Below are 17,437 nucleotides of genomic sequence, written 5' to 3' on the forward strand. Positions count from 1 at the left end.
CCGACATGGTAGCAGCACCGGGGTCCGGGAACTGAGAGCTACCGCAAGAGATGACTACGTTTTGTTACATGGCCCAGGATGACACGGTTAGGCTATGGCTGTGCCACCTGTGCCCGCAGGGAACTGACCTCGTCCGACAGTCTCACCAGCCGCGACGTCAACTGAGCACGGGAAGCATCAATTGCCTTGACGGTCTGCTCCAGCTCCGCGATCCGTGCTTGCGCACGCGACAGGTCGCCAGCGCCCGCCTGTTGCTGGCCCTGACGCTCCAGCGCCTGAAGCCTACTCTGGACTTCGGCATCAGCTAACTGGCGCTCCTGCCGGAAGCGCTGCAGACGCTGCTCGATGGCCTGGGCCGTCTCGCCCTCGAGTTCCGACACCTGCTGCGCCACGGCAGCGAGCTGCTGCTCCAACGCTGACTGCTGACTGGCCAGCTGCGTTTTCAGTTCCTTGAGCTGATTGGTAAAACGCTGTGAGGCCGTGTTGGCCTGCTGCTCCAGATCGGTCAGTTGGTCATGCTGGGACGCGAGCGTTCCTTTGAGGCTGTCGATGGCAGTGCTGTGTTCAGCCAAAGTTGCCTTGTTACGCTCATTGGCGACCACCCACAGCTTTCGGATCTCGCTGTCGGTGGTGTCCAGCCGCTCGCCATGGGAAGCCAACTGCTCTTCCATGGAAGCGCCGGTCTCCGCCAGGCTCTCGCCGGTTTCACTCAGTTCCCCTTCAAACCGGGCCAGAGCCAGCTTGCTTTGCCGGGCCCAGTAATCCGCCTCCTCCAACTGCCCTTCCAGGGCCGCAATCCGTTGCTGCTGCTGCCAGCCCAACGTCCCGCCTGCCGCGATCGAGGCCAGGACCAGCCCCCACAGCACCAACGGTCGTCCGGCCGGTTTTGTCGGAGACGCTTTGGTCTTGGCGGCAGGTTTTGCAGACTTGGCGCCCGCCTTGGCCGGCTTTTCACTCTTTACCGGCTCGCCTTCCCGCAGTGTCGGTGGCGACTCAGCCTTATCGGGTTGCTTGCCTCTGAGTTCATCGTCATCGGGACGAAGGGATTCCATACGGGCCTCGGCTCCAAAATTTCAACAGCTTGTGGGCTTCTGATGATACCCGGCGACCCGCCACCAACCAAGCAGCATGGATAAGACCTAATAATGATGGGAGGCTCCGACCATCGACCGTGATCGCAGTGTCACATGGATGCACCAGTGTCTGGTTCTTCTATTACCGCCATACTTTTCACCGCCGGCATCCAGGTACCGCCAGCGCCGCCGCTCAGTGCTATTTGCAAGCATTCACGGCAGTACCTACAATGGCCGGCTTTCTTGACAAGCTTCGGGACTGCTTCTTATGCAACCGCTGGTAGGACTGATCATGGGTTCCAAGTCGGATTGGCCGACCATGGAACACGCTGCTGTAATGCTCGACAAACTGGGCGTACCTTACGAAACCCGTGTGGTATCCGCTCACCGAACCCCTGACCTGCTGTTTGAATACGCCAAGACAGCCGCCGACCGTGGCCTCAAGGTGATTGTCGCAGGTGCCGGGGGAGCAGCCCACCTGCCGGGGATGGTTGCCTCCCAGACCGCGCTGCCGGTGCTGGGCGTCCCGGTACAATCGAAGGCGCTGAACGGACTCGACTCGCTGCTGTCCATAGCCCAGATGCCGGGCGGAATTGCCGTCGGTACGCTGGCCATTGGTAAGGCAGGCGCCACCAACGCTGGCCTGCTGGCCGCGCAGATTATCGGAACCCAGGACGACGAGGTTCGTCAGGCCATTGAGGCATTCCGGGCAGACCAGACCCAGACGGTACTGGACAACCCGGACCCGGCGGCCGACTGAGTCACGCCCGGGTATCCAGTTTACCGACTTATTGGATACTGATAACTGTTGGAGTCCCCAATGCGTATTGGAGTGTTAGGCGCCGGCCAGCTCGGCCGTATGTTGGCCCTGGCTGGCTACCCGCTGGCCAAGTCCTTTGTGTTCTATGATCTCTCCGGCAGCCCCAGCGCCGGCCTCGGAGAGGTGATTGTCGACCGTGAAGGCGACTACCTGGATGACTTCCTGAACCGGGTTGACCGGGTTACCTACGAATTCGAACACCTCCCTGTAGACGTCGCCGAACAGATAGCCTCCCTCAAACCGGTACATCCATGTCCCCGGGCACTGAAAGTGTGCCAGAACCGGGAAGCGGAGAAGACCCTGTTCGGCGAACTGGGCATCCCCACCCCCCAGTGGCGCATTGCCGACAGCGCGGACAGCTTGCGCCAGGCTGCCGAAGAACTGGGATGCCCGGTGGTCGCCAAGTCCAACACCGAAGGCTATGACGGCAAGGGCCAGGCGGTGCTGCGGGATCCCTCAGACGCGGAATCTGCCTGGACTGGCATTGGCCATCCGCGCCTGATCGTGGAGAAGTTTGTCGAGTTCTCCCGCGAGGTATCGATCATCGCAACTCGCGGTGAAGATGGCGAAGTCGCCTACTACCCTATTGCCGAGAACAGCCACCACGAAGGCATCCTGCGCTATTCCGTGGCACCGGCGCCAAAGATGGCCGCCGATATCGATGATCAGGCCAAAAGCTACATCCGCGCCCTGCTCAACGAGCTCAATTACGTTGGCGTCCTGACGCTGGAACTGTTCCAGACTGAGGACGGCCTGGTGGCGAATGAGATGGCCCCCCGGGTTCACAACTCCGGTCACTGGACCATCGAAGGCGCCATGACCAGCCAGTTCGAAAACCACATCCGAGCCGTCAGCGGCCACCCCCTGGGCAATACCGATGCCCGCGGCTACAGCTGCATGATCAACATCATCGGTGAGCATGGTGACCTGGACGCGATCATGCGGTTGCCCTATGCCCACCTGCACCTGTACAACAAGGCGGAGCGGCCTGGCCGCAAACTGGGGCATGTCAACATACTGGCCGACAGCTATGACGAGCTGCGCTGGCGCGTCAAAAACTGCGCCAGCTTCCTGCCGGGCTGTCCGGAGTTCGACGTCGACCTTTGAGGGAGATGAGCCGTTTTTGACCAAACGGGTTGAAATGGTATTTTTCATCCCAATATTGCAGCCTTAGAGGGCCCACCAGCTGTATCTGGAAGGTTGGGCCGCTGACTGAATGGCTAATAATACCGTTGTCGGTGACCCTGGATGTCGCCGATCCATTGAGAGAAACCTGGGAGAACGACCTCATGGCATTTGAACTTCCTGCACTGCCTTACGAAAAAAACGCACTGGAACCGCACATCTCCGCAGAGACTCTGGAATACCATTACGGCAAGCACCACGCCACTTACGTCACCAAGCTGAATGGCCTGGTGGAAGGTACTGACGATGCCAACAAGTCCCTGGAAGACATCATCAAGACTTCCAGTGGCCCGCTGTTCAACAACGCAGCCCAGATCTGGAACCACACTTTCTACTGGCACTGCCTGAGCCCGAACGGTGGTGGTGAGCCGACCGGCGCCGCCGCGGACGCCATCAACGCCGCGTTCGGTTCGTTCGAGAACTTCAAGAAGGAGTTCAACGACAAGGCCGCCAACAACTTCGGCTCCGGCTGGACCTGGCTGGTCAAGAAAGCCGACGGCAGCGTCGCCATCGCCAACACCAGCAACGCCGAAACTCCGCTGACCACTGCGGACAAGCCGGTGCTGACTGTCGACGTTTGGGAACACGCCTACTACATCGACTACCGCAACTCCCGCCCCAACTACCTGGAGGCATTCTGGAACCTGGTGAACTGGGATTTCGTTAACGAAAACCTGGCCTAATCCCCACGTTCCAGCCGATCGTTGATCGGTTGTCGTGACAAACGCCCGCCTTTGCGGGCGTTTTTTGTTTTATTCGCCCCGTTTATCCATCCGCTCCGCCTCCCCCGCCCATCCAGACGACCACTGTTACTACAAAGCTACAATTTGAAATATGCTTCCGCCCCAAAATCTGGCACAAATACCCCTCTATTATGTATGGGGAATCAAGTGTCCCGCCTGGCCGGGCTATCGCTGTCACTTATTTGTGCGATGCGCTAAAGTGCTTTAATGAACTTTTTCTGGTTATTCAGGCGTCTTTGGTCAACCAATGGGGCCTCTGACTAACCGGCAGGGGGTTCCGGGGACGCAATGATCCGCCCCACCCTGGACCTGAAAATCACACCGACTCTCTGGGACGACACTTGACTGCAAACCGGCTCATCGAATTTCATGTGTTCCGTACGCCAGTCTTTATCGGGCGGGAAATAACAACAATGAACGGTACTCGATGAACACTTCCTTCAAGATCGAACATCGTCTCGGCTACCGCATCCTTCGTTGGGTACTGTCTATCGCCCTGGTCTCAGGCATCCTGCTGAGCGCCAGCCAGATTGTTTTCGACGCCCAACGGGTCTCGGAAGACCTGGATCGTCAGGCGGAACAGACCATGGCCCTGGTCCGGGACGCCGCCACGCAGGCGGTTTTCAGCATTGACGACGACCTCGCCCAACAGGTGGTTGACGGCCTGTTCCAGCAACAGTCGGTGCGACTGGCACGTATCTGCCATCCCGACGGCGAGCCGCTCGGCGCCCACAGCCGACCACTACTGAAAGCGCCCTATCGACCGCTGACCGACACCATCTTCCAGAACGAGCGCACCTATCGTATCGATCTGGCACGCAGCGAAGAGCCCGACATCAGCTACGGCTATCTGGAACTGCGTTACGACACTGGCCCCACTGCGGCCAGTTGGCTGGAACGGGCCACCATGACCTTTGGCTCTGGTGTCGCCCGCGCCATTATTCTGTCGTTGGTGCTCTACATGGTGTACCACCTGTTGCTCACCAAACCCCTGCTGAAGATCATCCATTCCCTCACCCAGGTCGACCCCTCCCAGCCCGATGACCGCCTGATCGACCCGCTCCCCGGCCACCGCCGGGACGAGCTCGGCCTCTGGGTGAATGCCACCAACAACCTGCTGGTGGCGATTTCAGACAGCCAGAACAAACACCGGGAAGCCGAAGAGCGGGTTAATCGACTGTCGAGATTCGACCAGTTGACCGGCCTGCCAAGCCGGGAATACATGCTGGGCCTGCTGCAGTCCGCCATTGAGGAAACCCGTCAGCAGGGCAAGGTCCTGGCGGTGTTCTGTTTTGGTATCGATGACCTCAAGGGCATCAACGAACAGTATGGGTACGACTCCGGTGACCAGATCCTGCAGAGCATTGCCGACCGCCTCGAAGGCAGCTTCAGCGACGGCCGCTTCCTCAAGGCCCGGCTTGGCAGTGACCAGTTTGTGGTGATCGAGAAGAACCTGCGCGATGACTACCAGGCCACCATCACCGCCGATCGACTGCTGAGCCTGTTTGCCCAGCCTATCGAAGCCAACAACCAGCGCATTCCTGTCACCGCCACCATCGGCGTGGCGCTGTTCCCCGACGACGCTTCCGAACTGGATCGCCTGCTCCAGCTGGCGGAACAGACCATGACCCTGGCCAAGACCGGCACCCGCAACAGCTTCCAGTTCTACGTCGCCAGCGTCGACCAGGAAATGCGGGCACGGAAGAAACTCGAAAAAGACCTCAACATCGCCCTGCAGAAAAACCAGTTCTACCTCGTCTACCAGCCACAGGTGAACCTGGAAACCGGTCGGGTGATCGGTGCCGAGGCGCTGATCCGCTGGCAACACCCCGAGCGCGGCCTGGTGCCACCCGACGACTTCATCCCGCTGGCCGAACTGAATGGTCGCATTGTCCCCATCGGCGAATGGGTGCTGGATCAGGCCTGCCGCCAGGCCGCCGAGTGGGCCGATCAGGGCACACCACTGCGCATTGCCGTCAATCTGTCCGCGGTACAACTGCGTCAGGACACCATTGTCGACACCGTTCTCAGCACCCTGGTACGTCACCAGATTCCACCCGGTCGGCTGGAACTGGAAGTCACCGAAACCAGTGTGATGACCAACCTCGAGGACGCCATCGGCAAGCTGCAGCAGTTCAAGCGCGAAGGCATCCAGATCGCCGTTGACGATTTCGGCACCGGCTACTCGTCACTGACCTACCTCAAGCGCATGCCGGTTCAGCATCTGAAGATCGACAAGCAGTTTGTCCGTGATCTGCTGGTGAACGAAGAAGACACCCGCATCGCCAACACCATCATCGATCTGGGCAAAAGCCTCAACCTGTCGGTTATCGCTGAAGGCGTGGAAACGGCCGAGCAGGAATACTACCTGCAACAACGGGGTTGCCAGCTCGCCCAGGGCTATTACTTCAGCAAGCCATTGCCGGCCGGGGAATTCCAATCGTTTGTCGCGAAGTTCCACGGTAAAATGGCGGAAAGTAACGGTTAGGGCCGCCCGATGGCGCCCTGCCCTGTCCACTCCCAATGACTTGAGGACCGCCCATGACTTCCACCCTGATCGGCATTGCCGTCATCGCCCTGGTGGTGTTCTACCTGGTATTCATCTACAACCGTCTGGTCGCCCTGCGCAACGAATTCAAGAACGGTTTCGCCCAGATCGATGTACAGCTCCAGCGTCGCCACGACCTGATTCCCAACCTGGTGGAATCCGCCAAGGCTTACCTCAGCCATGAGAAAGAGACCCTCACCAAGGTCATGGAAGCCCGTAACGGCGCCGTAGACGCCCAAAAGGTAGCCGCACGGGACCCTGAGAACGGCGGCAATATCCAGCGTCTGGGTGCGGCGGAGAACATGCTGACCAAAGCCCTGGCCAACTTCTACGCAGTGGCTGAAAACTACCCGGATCTGAAAGCCAACGAAACCATCCAGCAGCTGATGGAAGAGCTGACCAGTACCGAGAACCGTGTGTCCTTTGCCCGTCAGGCCTACAACGACGGTGTAATGACCTACAACACCTTCCGCGAACAGTTCCCCAACAACTTCATTGCCGGCTTCTTTGCGTTCAAGCCGACCGCGCAACTGCAACTGGAGAACCCGGAAGCCCGTCAGGCGCCGACTGTGTCATTCTGAGCAACCTGACTGGAACGGAGTTCTGCTGACATGGCCAGCCCCGGCTTTTTCCAGCGCCAGGCTCACGCCCGGCGCAATACCCTGCTGCTGGTATCACTGTTTCTGGTGGCGGTGGTGCTGATCACCCTGGCGGTGTGCCTGGTGGGTTACCTGGTGACCAGCGGTGAAGGCGCTCGCCCATCCCTGCTGTCCTGGTTTGGCAGCGTCCACGGCGTGGTCACAGCCGGCACGGTCTCCGGCCTGATTCTGCTGGTGTCGCTGTTCCGCTGGCTCGATCTGTCCCGCGGCGGTGCCCGGGTGGCAACCATGGTCGGCGCCCGCGCGATCGACCCATCGACCCGGGACGCCGACGAGCGCCGTTTCCGTAACGTGGTGGAAGAAATGGCTATCGCCAGCGGCGTGCCCGTTCCCCAGCTTTACGTGATGGATCATGAAACCGGCATCAATGCGTTTGTCGCCGGCTACAGCCCCGGTGAAGCAGTGATGGTGGTGACCCATGGCGCCCTGACCCAGCTCTCCAGGGATGAACTCCAGGGCGTAGTCGGCCACGAGTTCAGCCACATCCTCAACGGCGACATGCGCATCAATGTTCGTTTGATTGCGATCCTGGCGGGTATTCTGATGATCGGTCAGATCGGCAGTCACCTGATGCACAGTGCCAGCTTCCGTTCTTCCAGTCGCAGCAATGAACGTGCTGCGATCGGCATTTTCGGCCTGGCGCTGCTGGTCATTGGTTACGTTGGCGTGTTCTTTGGTCGGCTGATCCAGGCCGCGGTCTCCCGGCAACGGGAAATGCTGGCGGACGCCTCCGCGGTGCAGTTCACCCGTAACCCGGAGGGCATTGCCTCCGCCTTGTTCAAGATTGGCTACAAAGGCAGCTTTCTGGAAACCACCAGCCATGCCTCCGACATGAACCACATGTGTTTCGGCGAAAGCGCACGAATGAAACTGACCAGCCTGCTGGCCTCTCACCCCCCGATTGACGAACGCATCAATGCCATCGAAGCCGGCATGCTGGCACGACTGAAGAGTCGCCACCGCGATACCCGACCATCCGCCAGCCTGGACCCGACCGCGCAATCCGGCGCAGCAACCGAAGGTACGGCCGCCATGGCCGGGTTCCAGCCCGTCACTCCGAGAACCGGTCAGCGCAACCTGTCCGCCATCGCCACAGCATCCGTGGTGGCCGCCCCCGTCGAGCCGTTATCAAACCAGGTCGGTACCGTCACCACAGGCGGTGAGCAGTTTGCCGAAGCACTGCTGAAACAGCTGCCCGCCACCTTCCGGGAACTGCTCTACACCCGTTCGGGAGCGGTTCAGCTGTGCTATGCACTGCTGATTCACGCTCGGGATGAGACCGACCGAAGCAAGCATCTGGCGGCATTGCCTACCCATCCTCTGTTCGGAGCCCAGCCCGATCTGCAGGACAAGCTGATACCAACCCTGAACACACTGGGGGCGGTGGTCCGCTTTCCGGCCCTGGAACTGGCCATGCCCGCCCTGCGGCGACTCGATCCCCAGGAGCGCCAGGAGCTGATCCACGCCGTCAATCTGCTGGTTCGTCAGGATGGCCGGGTCACCCTGTTCGAGTTCGCCCTGGTGAGTTTTCTCCAGCGCCACCTGGCCAACGATGCCGAACGACTGGTGAAAACACGCTTTCGCAGCTATCGTCCGGTGGAAAACCACTTGCGAACCCTGTTCGGCCTGCTGGCACGGGCCGGAACCGCTGACGCCAACGAAGCAAACCGAGTCTACCGGGAAGCCATGGCCGGGTTCGTCTCCGTGAACGAAGACGAGACGCCGGAGGCCAAAGTGTCCATCCGCGACCTGGCTAGCGCTCTTACCCACCTTAACGGCCTCTCGCCGCTGCTCAAGCCGGCCATTATCGATGCCTGCGGCCACTGCGTTACCTTTGATGGCGAGGTAAAAGCCATGGAGTACGACATGCTGCGGCTGGTGGCGGATCAACTGGACTGCCCCATGCCACCCATCCAGATCTGATCTTTCGGGACTGAAAAGGCGACTCTCCCAGAACGACAAAAGCCGCACAGGTTACCCTGTGCGGCTTTTTGCTGTCACCGGCAGCCCATTGTGCAGACTGCCACAGCGCCACCTCAGTCGGTGGCGGCCTCAGTTTCCAGGCGGGCCCGACGGGCCGGATCAAACAGGCTCTCAATGTCTGGCGACTCCACCTCAGGCAGGCCCATCTTGCGACGGATTCCCAGATCCACTTCCCACAGGCTGTTGAACTTGTCGGCCGTGGCCTCAACCGCTTCCTGTTTGTTGAACATGATGGTTGGCCGCAGGAAAACGAGCAGGTTGCGCTTGACCCGCTTCTCGGACTCGGACGAGAACAGCCGACCAATAAAGGGAATATCCCCCAGCAGGGGCACCTTGCTGCGATTGACGGTGTAGTCGTCCTTAATCAGACCGCCCAGCACGATGGTCTCGCCATCGTCTGCCAGCACGGTGGTCTTGATCTCACGCTTGTTGGTGACGATGTCGGAGGCGTCGTCGATGCTGTCCCCGACATTTTCCGTGGTCTGCTCGACCACCAGACGCACCAGACCGTCGCCACTGATGGTGGGGGTCACCTTGAGGGTCAGACCCACGTCGCGACGCTCGATGGTGGTGAACGGGTTGGCACTGCTGTCGCCGGCGACAACAGACTGACCGGTTCGGAACGGCACGTTCTGACCAACAATGATCTCGGATTCCTGGTTATCCAGCGTGATGATGCTGGGCGTGGACAGCAGGTTGGCCGCTGCCGAAGACGACAGCGCCTGGATCAGAATCCCCCAGGACAGGCCATCCTCGTCCCGCTGGCCACCCCCGATGGTGATGCCACCTGGCGCCGGGCCAATGAAATCATCATTCACGATGCTGCCAATGACGTTGCTCAGACTCACGCCAAGGTTGCTGAAGTTGGTCCCCAGCACCGGCGTGGAGTTGCCGGATTCATCAGCCACCGCCAGCTGCACGCCCAGATCTTCGCCAAGCTCGTCGTTGATCTCCACGATGGCCGCTTCGATCAGCACCTGGGCGCGGCGCACATCAAGTTCGCCAATGATCATCTCCGCTTCCTGCATCATCGAGGGCTCACCCCGCAGGACCAGGGCATTGAGCCCTTCGTCGGCAAACACCGAGAAGCTGCTGTTGCGACTGCTGGTATTGCCCGATGCATTGCCGCCCGGCGCTTCCGCCGCGACGTCGCCCATCACCCCTTTGATGATCTCCACCAGATCCTTGGCCACCGCATGGTTGAGCCGGATCACCTTGGTGGTGCCGCCAGTGGCGGAGGGCTGGTCAAGCTGCTGGATCAGGCCGCGAATCTTGTCCCGGAACGCTTCGTCACCCCGCAGGATCAACCGGTTGCTGCGCTCGTCGGCAGTGACGCTGTACTTGCGAGAGGCATCCTGGCCACCGGCATTGCCAAGCTCCGCTGGCGCCAGCTCCTGCAGCAGGGTCACCATGTCACCGACCCAGGCTTCCTGCAGCTGGATCACCTCCACTTCGTATTTGGAGGGGCTGTCCAGCTCCTGGACGATCTGCTGGATACGGACAATGTTGGACTGGTGATCGCTCACGATCAGCGCGTTGGCGGCCGCCACCGCCGCCAGGTGACCATACTTGGCGACCAGGGGGCGCAGGATGGGCACCAGCTCGAGGGCATTGGCGTTGTCCACCTGGATAACCTGAGTCACCAGCTGTTCCGACGGTATCTCGGTGAAGCCATCCAGATCCTCCGCCAGCTGTTTGGCGTCCACCTGCTGCACCACCTTGATCACTTCCTCGCCGGGGATGGCGGTGAAACCGTGAACATGGAGCACCGCCAGGAACAGGTCGTAGATCTCATCACGGTTCATCGGGGCACTGGAGAGTACCGTCACCTTACCCTTGACCCTGGGGTCCACCACGAAACTGTAACCGGTGATGTCGGCTACCTGGGTAACAAATGCCCGAATATCGGCGTCCTTGAGGTTCAGCCGCCAGGTTCCCTCCTGACCATGGGCCACCGACATCAGTGGTAGCAGCAGGACCAGCAAAAAGGCCCGAACGAAGGGAGTCTTAAGCTTGTTCATGCAACGATCGCATCCTGTACCGATGAAACCCGATCCCGGGCCCCGAAAAGTTTCCTGTTTTCATTGCCGGACCATCCTGGCCAACCCTTGCCTCAGGCACCGGTTGGAGGCTCAACGCCACTGCGCCGGCAACGCATAGCTGACGGTAAACCGGGCACCGTCCCGCACAATCTCGATTTCGACCTGGGACATACTGCGCCAGCTGTCGAGCAACGCTCGATCCTGCTGATAGTTGCCCAGGGTCTGGCCGTTTACTGCCGTGATAATGTCCCCTTTCTTCAGGCTGGCTGCCCGCAGCATGGGGTTGGAACCATCGAACTCGTAGCCCGGGGCGCTCCCATCCTGTACCGGTCGCAGACCGAAAGCAACCAGTGCCTGGGCTCCCTGGGCGTCCAGCCTGGACTGCACATCCGCCATGAAGCGATCGGGAGAGGAGGTATTCACCGGCTCGGATTCGGTCACCAGCTCCTGCTCGGACTCTTCAAACGTCAAAGTCTCAAACAGGCCGTTACGCTTGATCAGAATACGCTGGGGTTCCACCTCCACCAGCTCGGCATTCCCCGGCAGGGTATCCCCCACCCGGTAATGCTCTGTCGTGCCGTCCGCTCCTGCAACTATAGCACCGGAGTCCTCGGCACGCTCTGCCACCAGAACCCCCTCCAGGCGCAGCCTGAGCCGGGTTTCCGGGGCGGACTTACGTACCGATTCGGCCACCGGCTCGGCGCGGGAAGCACGGCCAAACAGGTCAAACGCGGCCAGGGGCTGGGACATCAGTTGGCTATCCTGCTGCGACGTCGCCCCGTCCACGGCCTGAACGCCGGTATTGACCGGGTCCTGCCAAAGTACCAACCAGGTCATTCTGGCCAGCACCCAGGCGAAGTACACCACCAGCGCCAGCAACAGCAGATTGGCCAGCCGACGACTCCAGCGTTCCGTCTTTGACGCTACCATCAGAACCGGCCTCCAGGCAGCAACGGTTGCTGCACCTTGAATACCACATCGCCAGGAGCCGCTGCACCGGACCAGGGCTGGCCCGCCAGATCGATCAACCGTTTGTAGACCTGAACCCGCAACTGACCATTTCTCAGAATATCGGCTTCAGCCGCCGGAGCCTGTTCGCCCTGCTGGCGAATCTTCAGCGACACCCCAGCCTCGGACTGGTTGAGATCCGCCTCCATGGCCGGGAACTGGGCGCTCTGCCGGGTGTCCCCCATGGGCCAGGTCACCTGACCACCAGGCCAATATCCCATCCCACGCGCTTCGGTGAGGCGATTATCAGCCCAGGCCAGTTGCAGCCGATTAATGCGGACATCGCCCTCCAGAATGGCACCACCGCTCTGACGGATAAGGTCTTCGAATTCAGCAATATGGAGACGGCCTCGGGCATCCAGCGAAGCCGAGAGTGGCCACCCCAGGGTGACATCGCCACTGAGCTCGGAGGCGGCGGTCGCCAGCTCCAGACGCACCGGCAGTGCCATCGCCGAAAGGCTTGGTAATCCCAGGGCCCAGTCTGCACTCAGCGCCCGCCCCTGAAAACGAAGGCTGACCTGACCATCCCACACCGTGCCGGTGACGGCCTGTACTTCCAGCCCCCGGGGCAACCGGATCTCCTGGCGAGCCTGCTGCCACGCCCAACCGGCCGGCACGGTCAGGACCAGGCCAATGCCGTAAACCAACAACGCCAACAGCACCAACAGCACGACTTTGCCGGGACGCAGAAAGGAAGACGGGCGGGATGAGGACATAGTCTATGGGACGGAGCTGACAGATGGCCCCCGAGTCTAACAAAGCCTGTCGGTAAGTCCATGGACAAGATACAAAAAACCCCGCGTGAAACGCGGGGTTTTTCAGGGTGTGAAGCCCGGCACACCGGGCTTCGGATGGCTGGCGAGCTTACATCATGCCGCCCATGCCTCCCATACCACCCATGCCGCCCATGTCAGGCATGCCGCCACCGGCTTTCTCGTCTTCCGGCTCGTCGGTCACCATCGCTTCGGTGGTGATCATCAGACCAGCTACGGAAGCCGCTGCCTGCAGGGCAGAGCGAGTCACCTTGGCAGGGTCAAGGATACCCATTTCCAGCATGTCGCCGTAGGTTTCCTTGGCCGCGTTGAAGCCGAAGGAGCCTTCGCTTTCGCGGATCTTGGCGACAACCACAGAGGCCTCACCACCGGCGTTGGTGACGATCTGGCGCAGCGGCGCTTCCATCGCACGACGCAGGATGTTGACACCGGCCGCCTGCTCGTCGTTTTCGACTTCCAGGTTTTCCAGAGCGTTCAGGGCGCGAACCAGCGTCACACCACCACCGGCAACGATGCCTTCTTCAACGGCAGCGCGGGTAGAGTGCAGCGCATCTTCAACGCGAGCCTTCTTCTCTTTCATTTCCACTTCGGAACCGGCACCAACCTTGATCACGGCAACACCACCGGCTAGTTTGGCAACACGCTCCTGCAGCTTCTCCTTGTCGTAATCGGAGGAGCTTTCTTCGATCTGCTTGCGGATCTGCTCAACACGCGCTTCGATGTCGTTCTCGGCACCAGCACCATCAATAATGGTGGTGTTTTCCTTGGTGATGTTGACACGTTTGGCGGTGCCCAGATCGTCCAGGGAAGCGTTTTCCAGGGTCAGACCCACTTCTTCGGAAATCACAGTGCCGCCAGTCAGGATGGCGATGTCCTGCAGCATTTCCTTGCGACGATCACCAAAGCCCGGCGCCTTCACGGCAGCGACCTTGACGATACCGCGCATGTTGTTGACGACCAGGGTCGCCAGCGCTTCGCCTTCGATGTCTTCGGCGATGATCATCAGCGGTTTGCCAGCTTTGGCAACGGCTTCCAGAGTCGGCAGCAGCTCGCGGATGTTGGAGATCTTCTTGTCCACCAGCAGGATGAACGGATCTTCCAGTTCAGCGGACATGTTGTCCTGGTTGTTGATGAAGTACGGAGACAGGTAGCCGCGGTCAAACTGCATACCTTCAACCACATCCAGCTCGTCTTCCAGGCCACGACCTTCCTCAACGGTGATCACGCCTTCCTTACCCACGCGCTCCATGGCGTCAGCGATGATCTTGCCGATGGTTTCATCACCGTTGGCGGAAATAGTGCCAACCTGAGCGATGTTGCGGCTGTCGTCGCAAGGCTTGGACATGTCACGGATGGCCTTAACGGCGGCCTGGGTGGCCTTGTCGATGCCGCGCTTGAGGTCCATCGGGTTCATGCCGGCAGTGACGGCCTTGATACCCTCGTTAACGATGGACTGGGCCAGTACGGTAGCGGTGGTGGTACCGTCACCGGCGGTGTCGTTGGTCTGGGAAGCAACTTCCTTGACCATCTGGGCACCCATGTTCTCGAACTTGTCTTTCAGCTCGATTTCCTTGGCGACGGACACACCGTCCTTGGTCACGGTCGGCGCGCCGAAGGACTTGTCCAGTACCACGTTACGGCCTTTCGGGCCCAGGGTTACCTTGACGGCGTCTGCCAGGATGTTAACGCCCGCGACCATACGCTTGCGTGCACTATCACCGAATTTAACGTCTTTAGCTGCCATAGTTCCTAATTCCTGTTCGTAAAACCGAATTGTCTGGTTTCAGCGGGCCCCGGCTGTGGGGACCCGGCAACGTCAGTTAGCTGTGCGGATCACTCAATAACGCCGAAGATGTCGTTCTCGCTCATGATCAGCAGGTCTTCGCCGTCAACCTTTACGGTGTTGCCGGCATACTGACCAAACACCACGGTGTCCCCTACCTTGACGGCCGGTGCACGGGTTTCGCCGTTATCGAGAACACGGCCCTCACCCACGGCGATCACTTCACCCTGGGAAGGCTTTTCCTTTGCGTTACCCGGCAGCACAATGCCACCCGCAGTCTTCTCTTCTTCTTCCTTACGGCGCACGACGACTCGATCGTGAAGCGGACGAATTTTCATTGCTCGATATCTCCAATAGTCAGGTTGTCTTTGGCAATGACATTTGCGTTAAAAACCGGAGTGCATAACCAACTGTTTTTCCAGCAGGATTAAGCACCCGCGGTGATCTTGTGGAGTTTATCTGGGGGTCAGGCCACGGTTTTCAATCCCCCCAAATGGAAAAAAATCACTTTTTTTCGATGTAGTCACGGTCGCGCTCGGTCTCATCGCGGAACTCACCCTCGATGATGTCACTGTCATCCGGTCGGCCAGGACCAAACGGACCAGGACCCATGCCGAACTGAAATGTCTGGGCCTGACCACGGACCTGCATGCGTTTGAGCGCCTGGGCAGCGAGCCAGTGGCGGGAGCCTGGCAACAGGCAGAGAAAACCAACGGTGTCGGTCACAAATCCCGGCGTTAACAGCAAGGCGCCGCCAACCGCCAGGATCAGGCCCTCAGCAACTTCCCGCGCCGGCAACTCGCCACTGTTGAGGCGCTGATTGGCACGCAACAGCGTTGCCAGCCCCTGCTGCTTCAGCAACGCCGCACCAACGACCGCCGTCAGCAACACCAGGGCAATGGTGTTCAGCGCGCCAATGGCCGCCCCGACCTTGATCAGTATCGCCATCTCAACGATCGGCATAATGATGAAAAGCAAAAGAAAAACGCCCATAGATCGGCCTTTGGTTGGAATAGGAAAGGGGGGTGGGTCTGATATACTGCCAACACCCCGTTTGTTAGGGAGCTTCCGAATGCACCCTGGAACCATGCCGTCCAACGACACGAGCGGGCCGGTTATAAGGGCACATTCGGAGACTCTCTCCATTTCTACAGTTAGGGCGAACCATGAAACTTCAAGATTCCGTGATTGCAATTACCGGCGGCGGCCAGGGCCTTGGCCGCGCCATGGCTGAGTACCTGGCCGCCAAAGGCGCCAGGCTGGCACTGATTGACTTGATGCAGGACAAGCTGGACGACGCTGTTGCTGCCTGCCAGCAGGCCGGTGGAGAAGCCCGGGCCTATGTCTGCAACGTCGCCCGTGAAGAAGACGTCGAGAAAACCTTCGCCGCCATCAGTGCCGATTTCGGCCAGCTTAACGGTTTGATCAACAACGCCGGCATTCTCCGCGATGGCCTGATGGTCAAGGCCAAAGACGGCGAAATCACCAAACGCATGAGCCTGGCCGAGTGGCAGGCCGTCATCGACGTCAACCTCACCGGCGTGTTCCTGTGTGGCCGGGAAGCCGCCACCCAGATGATCCAGAACGGCGACCAGGGTGCCATCATCAACATCTCCTCTATTTCCCGCGCCGGCAACATGGGACAGAGCAACTACTCGTCGGCCAAAGCCGGTGTGGCAGCACTGGTTCCGGTTTGGGCGAAGGAACTGGCCCGCTACAACATTCGGGTGATGGGCATCGCACCGGGCTTCATTGAAACCGAGATGACGGCCTCGATGAAACCGGAAGCTCTGGAGAAGATGACCGCGGGCATTCCCCTCAAGCGCATGGGCAAACCCGACGACATCGCATCGGCCGCTGCCTTCATCTTTGAGAACGACTATGTCTCGGGCCGGATGATTGAAGTCGACGGGGCGTTACGCCTGTAAGGAGCACGTCATGCGGACAGCGCTCGCCAACTGGCTTCATGACACCCTGGACCGGGGGCAGCAACCGACGTTGCCCCCACCGGTGGCTCTGTTTCATTGCCAGCAGCCCCAGCACATACACAATGTGCCCCTGCACTACCCTTCGCTGATCTTTGTTCTGGACGGCGTCAAGCAGCTGCATCTGAACGGCGAGCTGCAGGAGGCGCAGGCGGGCGAGGTCATCATGCTACCGCCCGGCCACATTGCCCTGGCCAATCTGCCACCGGCCGATGGTCGCTACCTGGCGTTGACCCTCGCCCTGCCGGAGCCTCCGCCAGCCGCCGAACCACAGGTCCCCCAGCAGGCCCGTTGGACTCACCCCGCACCGGCTCCCATCTGGTTGATGCTGCAGCAATGGATTGATGGCCACCACCAGCACTCTTTGCCGGAGAACTGGCACGCCGGGCGCAGCCGCGAGATCCGCGATCACTTGCTTGACAGTGGCAACGCTGACCACCTGACCCGCTACCAAACCTCCGCGCCACAACAGGTGCTGTCACTGATCTACGGTAACCTTAGCAAACCCTGGCGACTGGCCGATGCCGCCCGCCAGCTCTGCTGCAGCGACTCCACCCTGCAACGGCAGCTGGCCCGGGAGGGCACCAGCTTCAGCGCCCTGCTGGAAGAAGCGAGAATGGTGTCGGCATTGGGCATGCTGCAAGGCAGCCAGCAACCGATCCAGTTGATCGCCGAGAATGTGGGTTACCAGTCCGCCTCCCGGTTCGCGGAACGTTTTCGCGACCGCTTTGGCCTCCTGCCCAGCACCCTGCGGGACACCCATCAGCGCCAGGATGACGTGAGCAAGCGATAACATGAGGTCAGCAGGCGACTGAGCACCGGCAACAACCGGCAC

At 60.2% G+C, this 17,437-nt stretch carries 15 protein-coding genes; 8 read left to right on the top strand and 7 right to left on the bottom strand.

Translation table 11 applies throughout. The annotated features are described in order from the left end of the window. Window positions 1-92 precede the first annotated feature (92 nt). Window positions 93-1,052: a coiled-coil domain-containing protein gene (locus MLD24_RS14920; protein ID WP_227171669.1), complete on the bottom strand. Its 960-nt coding sequence runs from the start codon at window positions 1,050-1,052 to the stop codon at window positions 93-95. A 289-nt stretch (window positions 1,053-1,341) separates the two neighbouring features. On the opposite strand from MLD24_RS14920, the gene purE reads away from it, so the two are divergent. The 6 genes from purE (at window position 1,342) to MLD24_RS14950 (ending at window position 8,951) form a co-directional block, all read left to right on the top strand. Then, window positions 1,342-1,833 (top strand): 5-(carboxyamino)imidazole ribonucleotide mutase, encoded by a 492-nt coding sequence (gene purE / locus MLD24_RS14925; RefSeq protein WP_227171670.1) that lies wholly within the window; start codon window positions 1,342-1,344, stop codon window positions 1,831-1,833. 60 nt (window positions 1,834-1,893) lie between these two features. Beyond that, entirely contained in the window at window positions 1,894-3,000 is a 1,107-nt protein-coding gene (locus tag MLD24_RS14930; RefSeq protein ID WP_227171671.1) for a 5-(carboxyamino)imidazole ribonucleotide synthase, read from the top strand. Window positions 3,001-3,182: 182 nt separating this feature from the next. Then, window positions 3,183-3,761: a superoxide dismutase [Fe] gene (gene sodB / locus MLD24_RS14935; protein ID WP_227171672.1), complete on the top strand. Its 579-nt coding sequence runs from the start codon at window positions 3,183-3,185 to the stop codon at window positions 3,759-3,761. A gap of 487 nt (window positions 3,762-4,248) precedes the next feature. Continuing rightward, complete coding sequence (locus tag MLD24_RS14940; protein ID WP_248167538.1) at window positions 4,249-6,309, top strand: putative bifunctional diguanylate cyclase/phosphodiesterase; 2,061 nt, start codon at window positions 4,249-4,251, stop codon at window positions 6,307-6,309. Between the two features lie 53 nt (window positions 6,310-6,362). After that, complete coding sequence (locus tag MLD24_RS14945) at window positions 6,363-6,950, top strand: LemA family protein (protein WP_227171674.1); 588 nt, start codon at window positions 6,363-6,365, stop codon at window positions 6,948-6,950. 30 nt (window positions 6,951-6,980) lie between these two features. Then, window positions 6,981-8,951 carry a M48 family metallopeptidase gene (locus MLD24_RS14950; protein WP_248167540.1) on the top strand — a complete coding sequence of 657 codons (1,971 nt, stop codon included), beginning with the start codon at window positions 6,981-6,983 and terminating at the stop codon, window positions 8,949-8,951. A gap of 113 nt (window positions 8,952-9,064) precedes the next feature. On the opposite strand, the gene gspD is transcribed toward MLD24_RS14950, so the two are convergent. From gspD to MLD24_RS14980, 6 genes are all read right to left on the bottom strand, one after another. Continuing rightward, window positions 9,065-11,032: a type II secretion system secretin GspD gene (gspD, locus tag MLD24_RS14955; protein WP_248167544.1), complete on the bottom strand. Its 1,968-nt coding sequence runs from the start codon at window positions 11,030-11,032 to the stop codon at window positions 9,065-9,067. Between the two features lie 111 nt (window positions 11,033-11,143). Next, complete coding sequence (locus tag MLD24_RS14960) at window positions 11,144-11,983, bottom strand: type II secretion system protein N (RefSeq protein WP_248167546.1); 840 nt, start codon at window positions 11,981-11,983, stop codon at window positions 11,144-11,146. After that, window positions 11,983-12,777, bottom strand: coding sequence for a type II secretion system protein N (gspN, locus tag MLD24_RS14965; RefSeq protein WP_248167549.1), 795 nt, complete (start codon window positions 12,775-12,777; stop codon window positions 11,983-11,985). The genes MLD24_RS14960 and gspN overlap by 1 nt, the downstream gene beginning before the upstream one ends. A gap of 148 nt (window positions 12,778-12,925) precedes the next feature. Further along, window positions 12,926-14,578, bottom strand: coding sequence for a chaperonin GroEL (groL, locus tag MLD24_RS14970; RefSeq protein ID WP_227171679.1), 1,653 nt, complete (start codon window positions 14,576-14,578; stop codon window positions 12,926-12,928). Between the two features lie 89 nt (window positions 14,579-14,667). After that, a complete protein-coding gene (gene groES / locus MLD24_RS14975; RefSeq protein WP_227171680.1) occupies window positions 14,668-14,955 on the bottom strand; it encodes a co-chaperone GroES in 288 nt (95 codons plus the stop codon). A gap of 166 nt (window positions 14,956-15,121) precedes the next feature. Further along, entirely contained in the window at window positions 15,122-15,610 is a 489-nt protein-coding gene (locus MLD24_RS14980; protein ID WP_227171681.1) for an FxsA family protein, read from the bottom strand. A gap of 173 nt (window positions 15,611-15,783) precedes the next feature. Between MLD24_RS14980 and MLD24_RS14985 the strand changes: the two genes are divergently transcribed. Beyond that, window positions 15,784-16,545 carry an SDR family oxidoreductase gene (locus tag MLD24_RS14985; protein ID WP_248167551.1) on the top strand — a complete coding sequence of 254 codons (762 nt, stop codon included), beginning with the start codon at window positions 15,784-15,786 and terminating at the stop codon, window positions 16,543-16,545. 10 nt (window positions 16,546-16,555) lie between these two features. Further along, entirely contained in the window at window positions 16,556-17,395 is an 840-nt protein-coding gene (locus MLD24_RS14990; RefSeq protein ID WP_248167553.1) for a helix-turn-helix transcriptional regulator, read from the top strand. Window positions 17,396-17,437: the final 42 nt, after the last annotated feature.

The sequence above is a fragment of the Marinobacter xestospongiae genome (genome assembly GCF_023156385.1).
Taxonomy (GTDB): domain Bacteria; phylum Pseudomonadota; class Gammaproteobacteria; order Pseudomonadales; family Oleiphilaceae; genus Marinobacter; species Marinobacter xestospongiae.

What these genes read in the sequence shown, in the direction of transcription:
- gspN (WP_248167549.1), bottom strand. Translation starts at nt 12,777, where the DNA reads ATGTCCTCATCCCGCCCGTCTTCCTTTCTGCGTCCCGGCAAAGTCGTG.
- MLD24_RS14940 (WP_248167538.1), top strand. Translation starts at nt 4,249, where the DNA reads ATGAACACTTCCTTCAAGATCGAACATCGTCTCGGCTACCGCATCCTT.
- MLD24_RS14985 (WP_248167551.1), top strand. Translation starts at nt 15,784, where the DNA reads ATGAAACTTCAAGATTCCGTGATTGCAATTACCGGCGGCGGCCAGGGC.
- sodB (WP_227171672.1), top strand. Translation starts at nt 3,183, where the DNA reads ATGGCATTTGAACTTCCTGCACTGCCTTACGAAAAAAACGCACTGGAA.
- MLD24_RS14980 (WP_227171681.1), bottom strand. Translation starts at nt 15,610, where the DNA reads ATGGGCGTTTTTCTTTTGCTTTTCATCATTATGCCGATCGTTGAGATG.
- MLD24_RS14990 (WP_248167553.1), top strand. Translation starts at nt 16,556, where the DNA reads ATGCGGACAGCGCTCGCCAACTGGCTTCATGACACCCTGGACCGGGGG.
- purE (WP_227171670.1), top strand. Translation starts at nt 1,342, where the DNA reads ATGCAACCGCTGGTAGGACTGATCATGGGTTCCAAGTCGGATTGGCCG.
- groES (WP_227171680.1), bottom strand. Translation starts at nt 14,955, where the DNA reads ATGAAAATTCGTCCGCTTCACGATCGAGTCGTCGTGCGCCGTAAGGAA.
- groL (WP_227171679.1), bottom strand. Translation starts at nt 14,578, where the DNA reads ATGGCAGCTAAAGACGTTAAATTCGGTGATAGTGCACGCAAGCGTATG.
- MLD24_RS14945 (WP_227171674.1), top strand. Translation starts at nt 6,363, where the DNA reads ATGACTTCCACCCTGATCGGCATTGCCGTCATCGCCCTGGTGGTGTTC.
- MLD24_RS14960 (WP_248167546.1), bottom strand. Translation starts at nt 11,983, where the DNA reads ATGGTAGCGTCAAAGACGGAACGCTGGAGTCGTCGGCTGGCCAATCTG.
- gspD (WP_248167544.1), bottom strand. Translation starts at nt 11,032, where the DNA reads ATGAACAAGCTTAAGACTCCCTTCGTTCGGGCCTTTTTGCTGGTCCTG.
- MLD24_RS14950 (WP_248167540.1), top strand. Translation starts at nt 6,981, where the DNA reads ATGGCCAGCCCCGGCTTTTTCCAGCGCCAGGCTCACGCCCGGCGCAAT.
- MLD24_RS14930 (WP_227171671.1), top strand. Translation starts at nt 1,894, where the DNA reads ATGCGTATTGGAGTGTTAGGCGCCGGCCAGCTCGGCCGTATGTTGGCC.
- MLD24_RS14920 (WP_227171669.1), bottom strand. Translation starts at nt 1,052, where the DNA reads ATGGAATCCCTTCGTCCCGATGACGATGAACTCAGAGGCAAGCAACCC.